At 71.7% G+C, this 17,343-nt stretch carries 18 protein-coding genes; 6 read left to right on the top strand and 12 right to left on the bottom strand.

Annotated features, from left to right (window positions below):
• The first annotated feature begins 133 nt into the window (after positions 1 to 133).
• Positions 134 to 1,258 (top strand): phosphotransferase, encoded by a 1,125-nt coding sequence (locus BLT82_RS31785; RefSeq protein WP_093661146.1) that lies wholly within the window; start codon positions 134 to 136, stop codon positions 1,256 to 1,258.
• Here the strand turns inward: BLT82_RS31785 and BLT82_RS31780 are convergent.
• Both BLT82_RS31780 and BLT82_RS31775 read right to left on the bottom strand, forming a co-directional pair.
• Complete coding sequence (locus BLT82_RS31780; RefSeq protein ID WP_093661144.1) at positions 1,239 to 1,982, bottom strand: ABC transporter permease; 744 nt, start codon at positions 1,980 to 1,982, stop codon at positions 1,239 to 1,241. The two genes, BLT82_RS31785 and BLT82_RS31780, sit on opposite strands and share 20 nt — an antisense overlap.
• The gene (locus BLT82_RS31775) at positions 1,975 to 2,946 is read right to left on the bottom strand and encodes an ATP-binding cassette domain-containing protein (protein ID WP_093661251.1); all 972 of its coding nucleotides are present in this window, start codon (positions 2,944 to 2,946) and stop codon (positions 1,975 to 1,977) included. The genes BLT82_RS31780 and BLT82_RS31775 overlap by 8 nt, the downstream gene beginning before the upstream one ends.
• 322 nt (positions 2,947 to 3,268) lie before the next feature.
• Here BLT82_RS31775 and BLT82_RS31770 point away from each other — a divergent pair, with 322 nt between their 5' ends.
• Positions 3,269 to 4,039: a TetR/AcrR family transcriptional regulator C-terminal domain-containing protein gene (locus BLT82_RS31770; RefSeq protein ID WP_093661142.1), complete on the top strand. Its 771-nt coding sequence runs from the start codon at positions 3,269 to 3,271 to the stop codon at positions 4,037 to 4,039.
• Between the two features lie 24 nt (positions 4,040 to 4,063).
• On the opposite strand, the gene BLT82_RS31765 is transcribed toward BLT82_RS31770, so the two are convergent.
• The 4 genes from BLT82_RS31765 to BLT82_RS31750 all read right to left on the bottom strand — a co-directional run bounded on the left by BLT82_RS31765 (position 4,064) and on the right by BLT82_RS31750 (position 9,164).
• Complete coding sequence (locus BLT82_RS31765) at positions 4,064 to 5,326, bottom strand: MFS transporter (RefSeq protein ID WP_093661140.1); 1,263 nt, start codon at positions 5,324 to 5,326, stop codon at positions 4,064 to 4,066.
• Positions 5,327 to 5,402: 76 nt separating this feature from the next.
• Positions 5,403 to 6,242 (bottom strand): nitroreductase/quinone reductase family protein, encoded by an 840-nt coding sequence (locus BLT82_RS31760; RefSeq protein ID WP_093661138.1) that lies wholly within the window; start codon positions 6,240 to 6,242, stop codon positions 5,403 to 5,405.
• Positions 6,243 to 6,894: 652 nt separating this feature from the next.
• Positions 6,895 to 8,400, bottom strand: coding sequence for a DHA2 family efflux MFS transporter permease subunit (locus BLT82_RS31755; RefSeq protein WP_093661136.1), 1,506 nt, complete (start codon positions 8,398 to 8,400; stop codon positions 6,895 to 6,897).
• Positions 8,401 to 8,675: 275 nt separating this feature from the next.
• Positions 8,676 to 9,164: a MarR family winged helix-turn-helix transcriptional regulator gene (locus BLT82_RS31750; RefSeq protein WP_093661134.1), complete on the bottom strand. Its 489-nt coding sequence runs from the start codon at positions 9,162 to 9,164 to the stop codon at positions 8,676 to 8,678.
• A 91-nt stretch (positions 9,165 to 9,255) separates the two neighbouring features.
• On the opposite strand from BLT82_RS31750, the gene BLT82_RS31745 reads away from it, so the two are divergent.
• Entirely contained in the window at positions 9,256 to 10,149 is an 894-nt protein-coding gene (locus tag BLT82_RS31745) for an aldo/keto reductase (protein WP_093661132.1), read from the top strand.
• Positions 10,150 to 10,274: 125 nt separating this feature from the next.
• Here the strand turns inward: BLT82_RS31745 and BLT82_RS31740 are convergent, their stop codons facing one another.
• From BLT82_RS31740 to BLT82_RS31725, 4 genes are all read right to left on the bottom strand, one after another.
• Positions 10,275 to 10,889, bottom strand: a complete 615-nt coding sequence (locus BLT82_RS31740) for a LysE family translocator (RefSeq protein ID WP_093661130.1) — start codon at positions 10,887 to 10,889, stop codon at positions 10,275 to 10,277.
• A 129-nt stretch (positions 10,890 to 11,018) separates the two neighbouring features.
• Complete coding sequence (locus tag BLT82_RS31735) at positions 11,019 to 11,678, bottom strand: class I SAM-dependent DNA methyltransferase (protein ID WP_093661128.1); 660 nt, start codon at positions 11,676 to 11,678, stop codon at positions 11,019 to 11,021.
• A 111-nt stretch (positions 11,679 to 11,789) separates the two neighbouring features.
• Complete coding sequence (locus BLT82_RS31730; RefSeq protein ID WP_093661249.1) at positions 11,790 to 12,206, bottom strand: VOC family protein; 417 nt, start codon at positions 12,204 to 12,206, stop codon at positions 11,790 to 11,792.
• Positions 12,207 to 12,216: 10 nt separating this feature from the next.
• Positions 12,217 to 12,591, bottom strand: coding sequence for a helix-turn-helix transcriptional regulator (locus tag BLT82_RS31725; RefSeq protein WP_093661247.1), 375 nt, complete (start codon positions 12,589 to 12,591; stop codon positions 12,217 to 12,219).
• 238 nt (positions 12,592 to 12,829) lie between these two features.
• Here BLT82_RS31725 and BLT82_RS31720 point away from each other — a divergent pair, with 238 nt between their 5' ends.
• The 3 genes from BLT82_RS31720 (at position 12,830) to BLT82_RS31710 (ending at position 14,438) form a co-directional block, all read left to right on the top strand.
• Positions 12,830 to 13,264: a helix-turn-helix domain-containing protein gene (locus tag BLT82_RS31720; protein ID WP_093661126.1), complete on the top strand. Its 435-nt coding sequence runs from the start codon at positions 12,830 to 12,832 to the stop codon at positions 13,262 to 13,264.
• Positions 13,265 to 13,298: 34 nt separating this feature from the next.
• Positions 13,299 to 13,949 carry a hypothetical protein gene (locus BLT82_RS31715; RefSeq protein WP_093661124.1) on the top strand — a complete coding sequence of 217 codons (651 nt, stop codon included), beginning with the start codon at positions 13,299 to 13,301 and terminating at the stop codon, positions 13,947 to 13,949.
• A 156-nt stretch (positions 13,950 to 14,105) separates the two neighbouring features.
• Positions 14,106 to 14,438, top strand: a complete 333-nt coding sequence (locus BLT82_RS31710; protein WP_093661122.1) for a DUF2516 family protein — start codon at positions 14,106 to 14,108, stop codon at positions 14,436 to 14,438.
• A gap of 159 nt (positions 14,439 to 14,597) precedes the next feature.
• On the opposite strand, the gene BLT82_RS31705 is transcribed toward BLT82_RS31710, so the two are convergent.
• Both BLT82_RS31705 and BLT82_RS31700 read right to left on the bottom strand, forming a co-directional pair.
• On the bottom strand, positions 14,598 to 15,899 hold the full coding sequence (locus tag BLT82_RS31705; protein ID WP_093661120.1) for a PP2C family protein-serine/threonine phosphatase: 1,302 nt from the start codon (positions 15,897 to 15,899) through the stop codon (positions 14,598 to 14,600).
• Positions 15,900 to 16,144: 245 nt separating this feature from the next.
• On the bottom strand, positions 16,145 to 17,188 hold the full coding sequence (locus tag BLT82_RS31700) for a C40 family peptidase (protein ID WP_093661118.1): 1,044 nt from the start codon (positions 17,186 to 17,188) through the stop codon (positions 16,145 to 16,147).
• Positions 17,189 to 17,343 lie beyond the last annotated feature (155 nt).

The raw sequence follows: 17,343 nt of genomic DNA, 5'->3' as shown, positions 1-17,343 counted from the left end.
GCCCTCCGTCACCCGCACGGGGCATTCGAGGACTCCACGGCGGGTCGCTGCGCGGGTACGTGGGACGGGGGGAGCCGTGAGGCGGTAGCGTGCACTCCTCACTTCGGTACCACTGGGCAAGAGGGCTGCGGCCATGGGCGAACCGATGTCCGCCGCACGTCGGCGAGCCATCACCCTGAGCCGTGACGAAAACCGGGTCGAAGGGCCGATCGAGGGCCATCACCACGAGACGTACGTGATCCCCTTGCCGCCCGAGGTGGCCGAGGCCCTCGGCGTGGACGGCACGGTGCGCTGGAAGTGCCGCGAGCCCAAGCCGGGACTCCTCTGGTTCGACCGTAGATGCTTCGCGTCCGAGGAGCGGTTGATCGGCGAACTCCGCGGACGGGTGGGCAGCGTGCCCGAGCTCGTCGAGGTGGAGGGCGTTCCGCTGCAACGGTTCGTGGAGGGCGCCACACTGGGCACCAGGTACGGACGCGAGGGGTGGCTGCCCCGGGAGGTCGTCGGGCAACTCCTGCGGCTGTTCACCGAATTGGTGGTGATCAGACCGGCCGACCTGGACCTCGAACGGACCTGTGATCCGGCCGACCGGCCTCGCGACGGGGACACCGCGGGCTTTCTGCGAGGGCTCATCCGGTTCGTCGGTACCCGGGTCTACCAGGACAACGAGCCCGAATACGGGGACCTGTTCGAGGTTCTGGGCGTCACGGACGTCTCCCTGCGGCGGCTCCTGGACCGTGCCGAAGGGCTGCGGGAGCGCCCCTTCTGCCTCCTGCACGGGGACCTCCATCGGGAGAACCTCGTCCTGGACGCCCGGCGGACGCTCTGGACGATCGACTGGGAGCTCGCGATCGCCGGCGATCCTCTCTACGACCTGGCGACCCATCTCCATCTGGCCGGTTACCCGGACCGGCAGGCCGTGGCGGTCGCCCGGGAGTGGGCGCACCGGGTGGAGCGGGCCCGGCCGGGGGCCTCCCTGGGATGGCGGCGCGACCTGCGGCTGCTGCTGGCCTTCAAGGAGGCACAGTCGGTGTTCACGGACGTCATCCGATCCGCACTGACCGTGCACGGCCCGGCCCCCGGCACCGGATCCGGTGCCGAGAGGACGCGGCTGGAGGAGACTGCCGGGCGCCTGCACCGGGTCTTGCTGCGCGGTGCCGGTCCGCTCGGGCTGGGCTCCGTACCCGAGCCGTGGCAGATCGCCGACGCCCTGCAAGCCTGGTGCAAGCGCCACCCCCGGCTCACCTCGTCCGCCACCTGAAGAGCGACGACGCGCCCACCAGCCCCACGGCCAGCAGCCCCGCGCACCACAGCAGCGCGATCCACGGCGAGTCGCCGACCGGCCGGCCCAGCAGCAGGCCGCGCAGGGACTCGATGACCGAGGTGACCGGCTGGTGCTCCGCGAAGCCGTGCAGCCAGTCCGGCATCGTCTCGATCGGTACGAACGCGCTGCTCGGGTATGGCAGGAACATCATGAAGAAGGTGAATCCGCCGGCTGCTTCAGGGGTCTTCGCGAGCAGCCCGATCGCCGCCGACAGCCAGGACACGGCGATGACGAAGGCGAGCAGGATGCCGGCCGCGGCGAGCCAGCCGGCCGGGCTCGCCGAGGGGCGGAAGCCGATCGCGAAGGCGACGCCGAGGACGAGGGCGGTCGAGACGAGGTTGCGGGCCGTGCTGGCGGCGGCGTGGCCGGTCAGGATGGGGAGGCCGCCGATGTCCAGCGAGCGGAAGCGGTCGATGATGCCGCCCTTCATGTCCTCGCTGACCGTCACGGCCGTGGTGGACGCGCCGAAGCCCGCGCACAGCAGCAGCACCCCGGGGACGACGTAGGTGACGTACGCCGTGCCGGTCTCGATGGCCCCGCCGAAGAAGTAGACGAAGATCAGCATCAGCATTACCGGCAGCATCAGACTGGTGATGACGGCGTCGACGTTGCGCCTGCTGAGGCGCAGGGCGCGGCCCGTCAGGGTGAGCGCGTCAGACACGGGTGGCCTCCTCGGTGGACTCGGTGGACACGGCGGACGAGGTGGCCGTCCGCGGCGGCGTACGGGTGAGGGTCAGGAAGACGTCGTCGAGCGTCGCGGTGTGCAGGGAGAAGCGGGCCACATCGCCCCGTCCCGGGTCGAGTTCGTCCAGGAGCGCCCGTACGTGAACCGCCGTGCCGTCGGTCGGCACGCCGAGGGTCAGAGTCTCGGGGATGCTGAGGACCGCCCGTGCGGCGAGGCGCTCGTACGCGGCGCGGCTGCTGAGGACGAGGTCGAGGCGGTGGCCCGCGACCCGGCTCTTGAGGTCGTGCGAGGTGCCCTCGGCGACGATCCGCCCGCCGTCGATCACGGCGATGCGGTCCGCGAGCTGATCGGCCTCCTCCAGGTACTGGGTGGTGAGGAAGACGGTGGCTCCGTCGGTCGACAACTCACGTACCACCTCCCACAGTTGCTGTCGGCTGCGTGGGTCGAGTCCGGTCGTGGGCTCGTCCAGGAAGATCACCTCGGGGTTGCCGACGAGGCCCGCGGCAAGGTCGAGCCGCCGGCGCATGCCGCCCGAGTAGGTACGAGCGGGCCGCCGGGCCGCCGCGGTGAGGTCGAAGCGCTCCAGCAGTTCGGCGGCGCGGCTCCGGGCGGCTGCCCTGGAGGCGCCGCTGAGCCGGGCCATCATGCGCAGGTTCTCCTCGCCGGTCTGCATCTCGTCGACGGCGGCGAACTGTCCGGTGAGGCTGATGGCCCGGCGTACGGCGGACCGCTCGGCGACGACGTCGTGTCCGGCGACGCGGGCGGTGCCGGCGTCCGCCCCGGTGAGCGTGGTGAGGATGCGGATGGTGGTGGTCTTGCCCGCGCCGTTGGGGCCGAGGAGCGAGAAGACGGTGCCGCGTTCGACGCGCAGGTCGACGCCGCCGAGGACCCGGACGTCGCCGTAGGACTTCTGCAGGGCCGTGGCCTCGATGGCCGGGATCGGGTGCCGCCCGCTCCCTGGTCCGGACGGGCCGGACCGGCCGGACGGGCCGGACGGGCCGGGGCGACGGCGGCCGGGGCGCGGGTGGGGCGCGTGGCGCGGCTCGTCGGGTGTGTGCGGCTCGTCGGGTGTGTGCGGTTCACGGTGGTCGTGCGGTTCCTGCGGTGCCTGCGGTTTGCGCGGTCCATGCGGTTCGTGCGCGCTCGGTTTCACGGCGGTACCCCCCTGTGGTCAGTACTGCGTATGGCATACGCGTTACTGCGTAAGAGTTACGCATTACTAGGATGTGCGTCAAGGTGCCAGGAGAGCGGAGGTGCGACCGATGGCGGATCGCGGCGCGGGAGCCGGCCGTACCGGGCTGCCCGCGAGCATCGAGGCCGCGTGGGGGCTGCGGGAGCGGCCCGCGAAGGGGCCCAAGCCGGGCCTCAGCCTCGACCGGATCGTCGGGGCCGCCGTGGCGATCGCCGCCGAGGAGGGGCTGCCCGCGGTCTCCATGGGCCGGGTGGCGAAGGCCCTTGGCGTGTCGACCATGTCCCTCTACCGCTACGTGGCCGCCAAGGACGAGCTCTACGTACTGATGCAGGAGGCCGCTCTCGGGCCGCCGCCCCCGGCACCCCGCGACGCGGACTGGCGTGAGGCCCTCACCGCCTGGGCACGGGCGCAGCGGGAGGTGCTGCTGAGCCATCTGTGGGCGCTGCGGATCCCGGTCTCCGGCCCGCCCGCGACGCCGAACATGGTGGCCTGGTGGGAACAGGGCCTGGTGGCACTGGAGACCACCGGGCTCGACGACGGCGCGAAGATCTCGGTGATCCTGCTGGTCAGTGGGTTCGTCCGCAGCGAGGCCACGATGATGGCGGAGCTCGACACGGCCGTCAGGGCCGGCGGTACCCCCGAGGAGTTCATGGCCCGCCACCAGAACACCCTCGCCCGCCTCGCCGACCCGGACCGCTACCCGTCGGTGGCCCGGCTGCTCGGCTCCGGAGTGATGACCCAACCCGACGAGCCCGGCTACGAGTTCGCCTTCGGGCTGGAGCGGATCCTGGACGGTGTGGCGGTCCTGATCGAGGGACGCAGGGCCGACGGGGAGGGGTGAGCCCCGTCCCCGCCCGTTCCGGTCTCAGTCCGCCTCGCTCATGGACCGCTCGGGAACCTTCGCCGCACCCCGCCCGGCGGCCGGAAGCCGCCGCAGCCGGCGCACATCGCGTACCGGCAGCAGGGCCACGGTGACGGCGAGGATGCCGGCGCAGCAGATCCACATCACGGGCGTCGAGCCGATGCGGTCGGCGACGGTCCCGGCCAGGACGTACGCGAGCGGTACGAGCGCGGTCTCGCCGAACATCGACAGCGAGCTGACCCGGCCGATCAGTTCCTCCGGGACCTGCTGCTGCTTGGCCGTCTCGTAGAGCACCACGGCGAGCTCCAGACTCGCGCCGCTGACCAGCATGGCGGCGAGCAGCCAGCGGAGTTCGGGATGCGCGGCCAGCACGGCGAGCGGCAGCGGCCAGACCAGCTGCACCAGCACACAGGCGAGCATCACGCGCCGAGGCCGCCAGCGCAGCGCGATCAGCGATCCGAGCACCATGCCCCCGGAGAAAACCGAAACGGCCCAGCCCCAGTGGGCCTGGCCGTTCGCCCGGCCGGCGAGGACGAGTGGGCCGAGGAGCTGGTACCCGGCGAGCCACAGCGGTACGGCGACGGCTCCGGCGAGCGCGTACCCCCACATCCACGGCCGACTGCGGAACGCCTCCCAGCCCTCCCGGGCGCCGGTGAGCACGGCACCGACCGCGCGCGGTGGCGTCACCACCCGCAGGCCCGCCAGTACCGCGCAGCACGCACCGAACGCCACTGCCGCGGCGAGCAGCACCTGCCCGTGCCCGAAGGCCGCGCCGAGCATCGCGCCCAGGCCGGGTACGGCGATGCGCGCCAGATTCAGGACCAGACGCAGACTCGCGTTGGCGTGCTGGAGCGCCGCCGGCGGCACCAGTTGCACGATGAGCCCCTGGAACGCCGGTTGGACGGCGGCGCTCGCGGCACCCGTCGTCGCCGCGGCGGCGGCGAACATCCACACCGCGACCCGCTCGGGGGCCAGGAGCAGCAACAGCCCCATGGTGCCGTGCGCGGCGGCGAGCGCCGCGTTGCCCAGCACGACCACCGTCCGGCGGTCCACCCGGTCCGCCACCACCCCGCCCACCGGGATCAGCAGCGTCTGCGTCAGCACGGAGCCGGCCAGTACGAGCCCGACGGAGAGTCCGTCGCCGTCGGCGGCGAGGACCGCGAAGGCGATCACGACGTTGACGAGGGCGGTCCCGGCGGTGGACACACCGCGGCCGACGACGTACCGGAAGAAGTCGGGGCGCCAAGCGGATGTGCTGAGGGGCATCACCCGTGGATACCAGCAGGGCCGGAGCCCGGGCACGTGTTTGAGCCGCGCGCCGGGTCACCGGCCCGGCGCCCGGTCAGGCGGCGGCGTCGAGAACGGGGATCAACTGCTCCTCCTCGTAGGCGAGATGTGTCTCGAGCTCGTCGGTGAGCCGTCCGACTTCGGCCTGAACGAGCCCGGGCTCGGTGCCGTCCGCCGTGACGACGCGGCGCAGTTCGTCCAGGAGCGCCGCGATCTTCCCGTGCTCCTCGCGCAACCGGTCCATCACCGGGGCGAGTTCCTCGTACCGCCCGGCGAGGAAGGGGAAGAGGGCGGTGTCCTCGCCGGTGTGGTGGTTGTGCAGGCCCTGGCAGAGCGTCAGGCAGTTGATCCGGAGCTGGGCGCCGAGCCTCGGGCCGGCGGTGGCGATCTCGTCGCGGATGAGGGCGAGTTCGCGCCGGAATGCGTCGTGGACCGCCTTGATGGCCTCGCCCATGGACGCGGTGCCCATGTTCGGCGGGCCGTTCTCGACCGACTCGAGGGCGACGACCGGGATCACGCGTCCGGTCTTCGCCTGGTACTCCCCCCAGCCGGGATCCGCCTCCACGGCACGGGCGAAGGCGCCGTCGCGCTCCTCCGGGTCGAGCACCACGGCGCGGGCCTCGTAGGTGAAGACGCCGTCCTCGACGGTGAGCCGGGGGTTCGCGACGATGTTGTGGTACCAGTCGGGGTGCTTCGGCGAGCCGCCGGCGGAGGCGATGACGAGAACGCGTTCGCCGCCGTCCGGGAGGTAGCCGACGGGGGTGGTGTGCGGGGCGCCGGACCGTGCCCCGGTGGTCGTCAGAAGGAGCAGCCTGGCTCCTTCGAAATAGCCCCCGACACGGCCGCGGTTGGCGCGGAACTCATCGATGACCTGCTGGTTGAAATCGTTCGGCATTCTCTGCTTTCTTCTTGTGCTTTCGCGGTTTCGGGCATGGCGAATTCACCCGGGGCAGGGCGCGTCGACGCCTGACGGGTGGGGGAAAGGAAGGGTGCGCGGTACGCGCAGGCGCGGAGGCCGCACGGTCCGTACATGCGCTGCGGGCACAGGCCTCCGCAGGTGCGCGGGCATGTGTGCCGTCGGGCGGGGCGTACGGGGTGCGTCGGCGCGCGGCCGCACCGGGTGCGGCAATCGCGAGAACGGCGGTGCGGCAGCACGCGCCGTGGAAAGCAGAAAAGGCGGGCCTCTCGCCCGCCTCGGCATCACGCCAAGGCCGGGTGCCCTACTCGTTCTTGGCCCATGGCCGACCCGGCAGTCACGCGCCCAACCTAATGCGGGACGGGCGCGCTGGGCAACACTGATTTCCGGCCGCCTATCGGAATGCGGTGGGCGCCGTTGGCGGGGCACGATGGGCGGACGTACGAGACGCCACTGGCACCGGTTGACCGCCGACCGGGAGGCGGGGGCCGGTCGGCGGTCGGGCGGGGACGGGGACCAAGGCGGTGGTGGGGAGGCCGGCCGGACGGCACCGGCGTGGCCCCCGGTCGGCGGGGCAGATGAAGGTCTCCGGTGAGGGAGTGCCCGGTCAGGGAGTTCCGGGAGTTTGCGGTCAGGGAGTCGAGGGGCTCGCAGGCGGAGTCGGGGCCGGGGTGCGGTCGGCCTCGGGCAGCTTTCGCGCCACCGGCCGGCGAAGGGTCAGGAGTGCGACGGCGAACGCCGCCACGAGAAGGCCCGCGCCCACCGTGAACGCGAGCCGGTAGCCCGCGGTCAGGGCCGCGGCCGCGGACGTGCCGTCGGCCAGGAGGCGTTCGCTGCGGCCCGCCGCCAGCGTGGACAGGACGGCGACGCCCAGGGCCATGCCGATCTGCTGGGTGGTGTTGAACAGCCCGGACGCCAGCCCGGCGTCGTCGTCCCCCGCGCCCGACATGCCGAGCGTCGTCAGCGCCGGCAGAGCCAGGCCGAATCCCGCGGCCGACAGCATCAGGGGCAGCAGATCGGTGACGTAGTCCGCGCGTACCGGCAGGCGGGAGAGCAGGGCCAGCATCCCGATCAGCAGGACGAGCCCGGCGAGCAGCACATCGCGTTCCCCGAAGCGGGCGTTGAGCCTGGCCGAGACGCCCAGGGACACCGCGCCGATGGCCACGGCCGCCGGCAGCATCGCGAGACCGGTGCCGGCGGCGCCGTACCCGAGGACCTTCTGCAGGTACAGCGCGACGAGGATCTGGAACGAGAACAGCGCGGCCACCATCAGCATCTGGACCGCGTTGGCGCCCGCGACACGGCGGGAGCGGAAGATCCGCAGCGGTACGAGCGGGGTCGCGGCGGTGGCCTGGCGGACGGCGAACGCGATGAGCAGGGCGGCGGCCGTCGCGCCGAGACCGAGCGTGTGGGCCGAGTACCAGCCGTACTGCTCGACCTTGACGACCGCGTAGATGCCGGTCATCAGCCCGGCGGTGACCAGGACCGCGCCGGCGGCATCGGCTCCTTCGTGCAGTCCCGGGCCGCGGTCGGCGGGCAGTGCGTGCACGGCGAGGGCGAGCACGGCGAGTCCGATCGGCAGGTTGATGAAGAAGATCCAGTGCCAGTCGAGGGCGTCGGTGAGAATCCCGCCCAGTACCTGCCCGAGCGACGCGCCCGCCGCCCCCGTGAAGCTGAACACCGCGACGGCCCTGGCACGTTCGGCCGCCTCGGTGAACAGGGTCACCAGGATGCCCAGCCCGACGGCGGAGGCCATCGCGCTTCCGGCGCCCTGGAGGAGCCGGGCGGCGAGCAGCACCCCGGGCGACGAGGCGAGGCCCGCGAGCAGGGAGGCAGCCGTGAAGACCGCGGTCCCGGCGAGGAACATCCGCTTCCGGCCGATGAGGTCGCCCAGCCGCCCCGCGAGCAGGAGCAGGCTGCCGAACGGGATCAGATACGCGTTGACGACCCAGCTGAGCGCCGCGGGCGAGAAGCCCATGTCGTGCTGGATGGCCGGCATGGCGACGGTGACGATGCTGCCGTCGAGGATCGTCATCAACAGGCCCGTGGCGACGACCCCGAGGGCGACCCAGCGCGATCGGAGGGCGGTCGTGGCGGTGCCGGAGGTGGCCTTGGGCGGAGCGGGAACTGCGGACATGCGGTCTCTCCCGTCGATGGGTGCCGAGATGCACACGCCGGCGGCTCACGCACACGGGCAGCGGACCGCGCCGACTACGAAAGACCGTAGCAGAAGGTTTTGTTGCGGACTATTTTTTACGGACCCACTTTGCGCTCCGTTGCCTCTCCGCTCCTTCCGTCACCCCCTGGCCCCGCCTGCTCGTGCGCTCTCCAACGCCGCGTCCGTCCACATCGCTTCTCGCGCAAGTCACTTCTCGCGCAAGTCCCTCTCCTGCACGTCACTTCTCCTGCATGTCACTTCTCGCGCTGGCGCGCCCGTCGTGCCGGGCGCGGACTCTCCACAGGGGTGGCGAGGTGCCCCTCGGTCAGCAGGGTCAGGGCGCGCAGCAGGCTCCCGCGCTCCGGGCCGGGGAGGGACGACAGCGCCTGCTGGTGCACGGCGTCGACGATCTCCTGGCTTCGTCCGGCGATTCGCGCACCTTCCTCCGTCACCGCGATGATCCGGGCGCGGCGGTCCGACCGGGACGGCCGTCGCTCGGCGAGCCCGGCCTTCTCGAGCGCGTCCACCGTGACGACCATGGTGGTCTTGTCCATGTCGCCGATCTCGGCGAGCTGGGCCTGGGTTCGCTCCTCCTCCAGGGCGTGGACCAGTACGCAGTGCATCCGCGGGGTCAGTCCGATCTCGGCCAGCGCGGCCGACATTCGGGTGCGGAGCACATGGCTGGTGTGGTCCAGGAGATAGGAGAGGTCGGGTTCCGTGCGGGCGGGTGCCATGGCCGTCATGGTGCAAGCGTAACAATTCGATCCGTGGCAGATTATCCAGAAGTGGATGTTCTCGCTCCCGGGTCCGGGGGCGGCGTGTCAGACTCCGCCCATGACCTCGGAGACGATCAACGCGACAGCGGCCGGCACCTGGAAGCTCGGCGACCTCACGGTCAACAGGCTCGGATTCGGCGCGATGCGCCTGACGGCGAACGCCGACGGCGGACCGAGCGACCGGCGCCGCGCGATCGCCGTGCTGCGTCGCGCGGTCGAGCTCGGCGTGAACCACATCGACACGGCCTCCTTCTACTTCTCGTCGCTGCGGTCGGCCAACGAGTTGATCAACACCGCGCTCGCGCCGTACGCCGACGACCTCGTCATCGCCACCAAGGTGTGGGCCGGGCGGGACGCGTCCGGCGACTGGTGCTGGGCCTCGCCGCCCCAGCTCCGCGGCCAGGTGGAGGAGAACCTCCGCCAACTCGGCCGCGACCATCTCGACGTGGTCAACCTCCGTGTCCCGAGGAGCAAGGCGACCGGCTCCGTCGCCGAGCACTTCGGCGCCCTGGCCGAGCTCCGGGAGGCCGGACTCGTCCGTCACCTCGGCGTCTCCAACGTCTCGCCGGCCCAACTCGCCGAGGCGCGTACGATCGCGCCGGTCGTCTGCGTCCAGAACGCCTGCACCGTCGGAGTGCCGCGCGAGGAGCGCGAGTTCATCGCCGCCTGCGGTGAACAGGGCGTCGCGTACGTGCCGTTCTTCGCCATCGCGGGCCGGGGCCGGGAAGCGGGCGTCGTCGGAACGGAGCACGACCCCGTCCTCGCCGTCGCCCGTGCCCACGGCGTGAGCCCCGCACAGGTCCGTGTGGCCTGGACGCTCGGCCTCGGCCCGCACGTACTGGCGATCCCGGGCACGGGCGATCCCGCCCATCTGGAGGAGAACGTGGCGGCGGGCGCGCTGCGGCTGACCGAGGAGGACATGGCCCTCCTGTCGGGCGTCCCGCACGTCTAGGCGGAGCCCACGCGGCCGTTCGCTCACGCGGAACCGGCGCTCATGCGGAACCGGCGCTCACGCGGAACCGGCGCTCATGCGGAACCGGCGCTCATGCGGAACCGGCGCTCATGCGGACGGGCCGCTCACGCTGCGGGGGTGAGGGCGAGCGCCACGCCCAGGCCGACCAGAACCGAACCGATGACCCGGTTCAGCACCGCCTGCCGGCGCAGCATCCGGGCCCGCAGCGTCTCGTGGGAGAAACACAGCGCGGCCAGGCTGAACCAGACGAGATGGGCCAGGGACATGAACAACCCGTACCCGATCCGTTGGGCGAGGGGCGTCCCGGCGGTCACGACCTGGGTGTACGTACTCACCACGAACAGCATGGTCTTGGGGTTGAGCGCATTGGTCAGGAAGCCGGTGCGGAGAGCCTGCGTCCGCGAGAGTCCGCCCGGCCCGGAAAGATCGATGTCCAGGCGGGTGCGGGCGGTGAAGGTCCTCACGCCGATGTAGACGAGGTAGAGCGCGCCGACCAGCTTCATCACCGTGAACACGGCGGGGCTGCGGCTCACGAGCAGCCCTACGCCGAGCATGGTGTAGGCGACGTGCACCAGGACGCCCAGGGATATGCCGGCCGCCGCGAGCAGCCCGGCGGTCCTGCCGTACAGATAGCTGTTGCGCACGGTCATGGCGAAGTCGGCGCCGGGACTGATGACGGCCAGGACGGTGATGACGGCGACGGCGATGACCTGGGTCATTCTCGGCTTCCTGAAGGGCGGCGGGACGGGACGGCGGAACGCGGACGGTGGCGCGGAGGGGGGAAGGTACGAAGCCGGCGACGGCCGTGGGTGCGGGTGCGGTGCGTGTGTGGAGGCGGTCGCGGCGACTCAGGTGCGGCGCGCCATGAGGAACGCCTGCCGTCCCTGCCGGGGCCGCTCCCGCTCGTCGGGCTCGCGCACCAGCGTGGCCTCCACTTCGAGCCCGGCCCCCGCGACCACGGCGGCGATCCGTTCCGGGGGCATCCAGTAGACGTCGAGCGAGAGTTCGTGTCCGTACGCGTGGTCCAGGTGCCTGCGTTCGTCACCCGCCTTGAAGGCGATCAGCAGCCGACCGCCCGGGGAGAGGACCCGCCGGAACTCGGCGAGGACGTCCGGCAGTGCCTCCGGCGGGGTGTGCACCGTCGAGTACCACGCGACGATCCCGCCGAGCGCGCCGTCCGCCGACCCGAGCGCGGTCATGTTCCCCACCTCGAAACGCAGGTCCGGGTGCGTCCGACGGGCCACCGCGATCATCTCGGGTGACAGGTCGACCCCGAACACGTCCACGCCGAGCCCGGCCAGATACGCCGCGATCCGCCCGGGTCCGCATCCCACGTCGGCCACGGGCCCTGCCCCCGCCGCCCTCACCACCTCGGCGAACGCCCCGAGCATGGCCCGGTCCAGGGGCTTCGTCGCCAGTTCGTCCCGGACAAGGTCCTCGTAGTCGGCGGCGACGGTGTCGTAGGCGAGCCGGGTGGAGCGCACATGGAGTGAGTCGGGCAGCGGCATGGCAGAACGCTAGCCCTGCCCCTGGAATCGCTCCGCCCTGCCCCTGGAACCGCCCGCCCGCCGGCCCGGCCCGTCCCGGTCGTCGCCGCCCCCTGTGTGTCCCCTACTCGGCTACTTGGCGCGCGGCTGGTTGAACCGGAGCATGTTCCCGGCCGGGTCGCGGAAGGCGCAGTCGCGGACGCCGTACGGCTGGTCCATGGGCTCCTGCAGTACGTCGCCGCCCGCGGCGCGGATCCGCTCGAACGTGGCGTCGACGTCGTCGGTTCGGAAGATGACGCCGCGCAGCAGCCCCTTGGCCAGCAGTTCGGCCACCGCCTGGCGGTCGGCGTCCGTGGCGTTCGGATCCGCGAGCGGCGGCTCGAGGACGATCTCCACGTCCGGCTGCGAGGGCGAGCCCACGGTCACCCACCGCATGCCCTCGAACCCGACGTCGTTGCGCACCTCGAGGCCGAGTGCGTCGCGGTAGAAGGCGAGCGCCTTGTCGTGGTCGTCGACGGCGATGAAGCACTGTGAAAGCTTGATGTCCATGCCCGTCACGCTACGGACCGGCGGGGCTCTTCGCTTCTCCGTTCCTGATCGGCCTGGTGTGGATCTTCGCGATGCAGGCCGGGATGGCGGCGCCGTCGCCGTGGTCGCGGGCCCGGTACACGCTGGGGCTCTCGCCGACCAGCTCGGTGAACCGCGAGCTGAAGGAGCCGAGCGAGGTACAGCCGACCTCCATGCAGACCTCCGTCACCGACAGGTCGCCACGCCGCAGCAGCGCCTTGGCCCGTTCGATCCGGCGCGTCATGAGATAGCCGTAGGGCGTCTCGCCGTATGCCGACCGGAAGCTTCGCGAGAAGTGGCCCGGCGACATGAGGGCGATGCGCGCCAGCGCCGGTACGTCCAGGGGCTGTGCGTAGTCGCGGTCCATCGCGTCACGGGCCCGGCGCAGCCTGACGAGGTCGGAGAGGGGTACACGGGACACACCGGCCACGGTACAGACCCCCGCCCGGCCGGGGACGCCCGTCAGCGCCCCGGCTCCCGCCGCACCGGCGGCCCTCGACGCGGCCACGCCGCATCCGGTTCCCGGTCGGCCGCCCGGGTGATGGAGCGCACTTTTGCAAGCAGGTGCTTGCAATTGTTAGCAACGATGCAGCACCATCGACACCATGGCATCCCTCAACGTCGGCAGTCTCGGTGACTATCTCCGCGAGCAGCGGCGCAACGCGCAGCTGTCGCTGCGGCAGCTCGCCGACGCCGCCGGGGTGTCCAATCCGTACCTGAGCCAGATCGAGCGCGGGCTGCGCAAGCCGAGCGCCGACGTGCTGCAGCAGGTCGCCAAGGCGCTGCGGATCTCCGCCGAGACGCTGTACGTCCGGGCCGGGATCCTCGACGAGCGCGAGCGGGACGAGCTGGAGACGCGGGCCGTCATCCTCGCCGATCCCTCGATCAACGAGCGGCAGAAGCAGGTACTGCTGCAGATCTACGAATCGTTCCGCAAGGAGAACGGCTTCGCCGCCGATACGGATAAGGACACCTCTGAGGACGGCCCCCGTACGGCCGCAGGAAGTGGTGCCGACCAACCCTCATCACCCGAAGTCTGAACCGACGAATCTGCGATCCGGGAGGACCACAGTCATGGCCATCACCGATGACCTGCGCAAGACCCTCACCGACCCCACCCCCCTCTACTTCGCCGCCGGCACGGCCGACCTCGCCGTGCAGCAGGCGAAGAAGGTGCCCGCGCTGATCGAGCAGCTGCGCGCCGAGGCGCCCGCCCGTATCGAGTCCGTACGGGAGACCGACCCGAAGGCCGTGCAGGCGAAGGTGGTGGCTCAGGCCCGCGAGGCCCAGGCCACCGTGCAGGCCAAGGTGACCGAGGTGCTCGGGAGCCTGGACACCGACCTGAAGAAGATCGGCGAGAACGCGCAGGACCTGGCCCTGCGCAGCGTGGGCGTGGCCGCTGAGTACGCGGTCCGGGCCCGCGAGACCTACGAGAAGGTCGCCGAGCACGGTGAGCAGGCCGTGAAGTCGTGGCGCGGCGAGGCCGCGGAGGAGATCACCGAGATCGCGATCGCCGTCGAGCCCAAGGCGGAGCCGAAGCCCGCGCCCAAGGCCGAGGCGCCGAAGGCCACGAACGGTGCGGCGAAGACCCAGGCCGCCCCGAAGCCCGCGGCCAAGCCGGCGGCCAAGGCGGAGGAGAGGAAGCCGGCGCCGCCGGCCGCCCGCAAGCCCGCGCCGCGCAAGCCCGTGGCGAAGAAGTCCACCAGCCCGCAGGCCGGGAAGTAGCGGTACCGCCCCGCGCGGCCTCGCGGCGGCGTTCCGGGGCGCACGTCCACGGGCCGGGCACCTTTCGGGGTTCCCGGCCCGTTGTGCGGGTACGTTGGCCTTGTCCTGGCCGTACCGTGGTCGTGACGCGTTTCAACCCACTAGGCGGTGCACAGCATGTTGCTCGAGGGATTCGGCACGATTCTCTGGCTGCTCAATCTGGCCATGCTCATCCTCGCCCTGGTCGCGCTGGGTTTCGCCGCCTTCGCCCGCGAGGACGCGTACCGTGCGGCCGACAAGCAGTCGAAGATGTTCTGGCTGATTCTGCTCGGTGTCACGGTCGCCGTGAACCTGTTCGTACCGATGCTGTTCCTGCAGATCGCCGGGCTGATCGCGACGATCGTCTTCCTGGTCGACGTCCGCCCCGCGCTCCAGCAGGTGTCGGGTGGCGGCCGGCGCGGCGGATCCAGCAGCGACGGGCCGTACGGGCCCTACAACGGCGGACGGTAGGACGGCGGCGCGTCCGCGGTGCCCCGAAGGCGCCCACGGCACGCGCAGCACCGACCACGCGCGGAGCACCGACCACGCGCGGAGCACCGATCACCAGCGAGCACGCAGGCACTCGGAGGATCCGAGGCAGGCACCCAGAGGCCCGGCCCCCGCCGGGCCTCAGCCGTGCGGCCGGTCGCGGTCCAGCAGCAGCACGGCCACGTCGTCGGTCAGATCGCCGCCGTTCAGCTCGCGCACCTCTGCCACCGCGGCCTCCAGCAGCGCCTCGCCGCCGAGCCCGGCCGCGAGCTGGCGGTTGACCATGTCCACCATGCCGTCCTGGCCCAGCCGGTCCCCGCCCGCTCCGGTCCGGCCCTCGATCAGGCCGTCCGTGTACATCATCAGGCTCCACGCGGCGCCCAGCTCCACCTGACGGCGGGGCCAGCGGGCACGCGGCAGCAGGCCCAGGGCCGGCCCCCCGTTCTCGTACGGGAGCAGCCGCGCGGGCCGGCCCTTGCGGACGATGAGCGGGGAGGGATGCCCGGCCAGGCACAGGCCGGCCCGCCGGCCGTCCGGTGCGATGTCGACCGTGCAGAGGGTCGCGAAGATCTCGTCGCTCTCGCGCTCGTGTTCCAGTACCTGCTGGAGCGTCGAGAGCAGCTCGTCGCCGCACATCCCGGCGAACGTCAGCGCCCGCCAGGCGATGCGCAGCTCCACGCCGAGGGCGGCCTCGTCGGGGCCGTGCCCGCAGACGTCGCCGATCATCGCGTGGACCGTGCCGTCCGGGGTGCGGACCGTGTCGTAGAAGTCACCGCCGAGGAGGGCGCGTGAGCGTCCGGGGCGGTAGCGGGCCGCGAACCGCAGGTCGCTGCCCTGGAGCAGGGGCGTGGGCAGCAGCCCGCGCTCGAGTCGGGCGTTCTCCTGCGCCCGCAGTCGCGACTCGGCCAGCTTCACCTGGGCGCTGTCGGCGCGCTTGCGCTCGACGGCGTAGCGGATGGCCCGGCTGAGGACCCGTCCGTCCAGCTCGTCCCGGTGCAGGAAGTCCTGTGCCCCGACCCGTACGGCCTCGGCCGCGCGCTCGGAGTCGGCGTCCGCGGTCAGCGCCAGCACGGCGTGCTTCGGCGCGATCCGCAGGACGTGGCGCAGCACGGCGAGCTCGTCGCCCTCGGCGCGGTCGCGGGCGGAGCCCGGCAGCGCGAGGTCGACGAGGATGCAGTGGATGTCGTCCGTGAGGAGCCGCTCGGCCTCGGTGAGGTTGCGGGCCGTGCGGATACGGACGCGCGTACCGGCGGCGCCCAGCAGCTCGGGGACGGTGAAGGTGCCCGCCGGGTCGTCCTCGATGACGAGGAGCATCAGGTCGCCGCCGCCCGCGGACTCCGAGACGGGGTCGGCGGCGATGGGACCTGCGGTGGCGGGCGCTGCGGCGATGGGGCCTACGGTGACTGCTGAGCCGGTCCGCTGGCGCGGAACGGGTACGGACATCGGTGTGTTTCCTTCCCTCCCCCCGAGGGCGCGGTGGGGCGACGAACGACGTCCCACCAGACCGGGACCATAGCGGTAGCGGGGGGTGCGGGGGAATGGCGTTCCGGGAAGAGTGGTTGGCATATGCCGCGCATCAGGGCGTAGTTGCTCCCCGGCTGATGACGAACGTCACGCGGCGCAGGTGAGCCGGGTCACGCAACTCCCGCGTGACCCGGCTCACTCCGTCCTTCTTGTTGTGGTTTCGCTCACTTGTCCGGACGGACGACCCCGAGGATCGCCATCGAGCCCGCGCCGGCGAGCGTCACGTTCCGCCCGGGGCGGGGTGCGTGGACGATCGCGCCGTCGCCCACGTACATCCCCACATGGCTGGCGTCGGCGTGGTAGATGATCAGGTCGCCGGGGCGCATGTCCTTGATGTCGACGCGCGGCAGCAGCCGCCACTGCTCCTGCGAGGTGCGCGGAATGCCGCGCCCGGCGGCCGCCCAGGCCTGTGAGGTGAGTCCGGAGCAGTCGTAGGAACCCGGCCCCTCCGCACCCCATACGTAGGGCTTGCCGATCTGCTTGGTGGCGAACGCGACGGCGGCCTTGCCCTGATCGCTCGCCCGGCCGTTGACCTCCTCGAGGACGCCGGAGTCCAGCCAGGCCGTCTGGGCCCGGTACGCGGCTTCCTGCTCCAGCTTCTGCAGTCGCGCCAGCTCTTCCTTCTGGAGCTGTGCCTCTATCGTCCGGGCCGCGGCGATCTGCTTGTTGATCTCCTTCTTGTGCTTTTCCTTCTTGACCCGGTTCGCCTCCAGCAGCGCCCACTGGGTGCTGGCCTGCTTGCTGTACGCCTGCAAGTCGGCCTGGGTCCGGTTCAGTTCGCCGAGGAGGTCCTTCGTCGCCTTGCCGCCCGCCTTGATGCGTCCGGCGGCGTCGAGGAAGAGCTGCGGGTCGTCGGTGAGGACGAACTGCGCCTCCGGCGGCAGTCCGCCGCCCCGGTACTGGGCGCGGGCCGTGGCGCCGGCCCGGTCCTTGAGGTCGTCGATCCTGGCCTGCCCCTTGGCGATCTCCTGGGCCAGCTTCACGATCTGGGCCGACTGGCGGTCGGCCTGCTCCTCGGCCAGGTTGTACGCGTCCGTGGCCGAAGCGGCCTTGCGGTAGAGCTCGTCGAGCTCCTTGCGCACCTCTTCGAGGCTCTTCCTGGGAGGTTCGGGCGGTTGGGGCACGGCGAAAGCCTGGCCCGGCGCGGCCAGCAGCGTCACGGCGCTCACCACCGTGATGGCGGCGGCGGCACAACGGCGTCGGTTCACAAGTCCCCCTCCGGACAACGCCAGACGACTCTCGGCTCTCTAAATATGATTTACCGTCAGTAACTTACGGCTTTCGACGCGATGGTGCCATGGCCCGCGTCAAAGCGACAGAGCAAGTCCGCCCCGGTCACTTCTGTCACCCGTCCGCAGTCGGG

The sequence above is a fragment of the Streptomyces wuyuanensis genome (assembly GCF_900103455.1).
GTDB classification, from domain to species: domain Bacteria; phylum Actinomycetota; class Actinomycetes; order Streptomycetales; family Streptomycetaceae; genus Streptomyces; species Streptomyces wuyuanensis.
The sequence above is the reverse complement of the archived record's forward strand: the minus strand, read 5'-3'. Positions and strand labels throughout refer to the sequence as shown.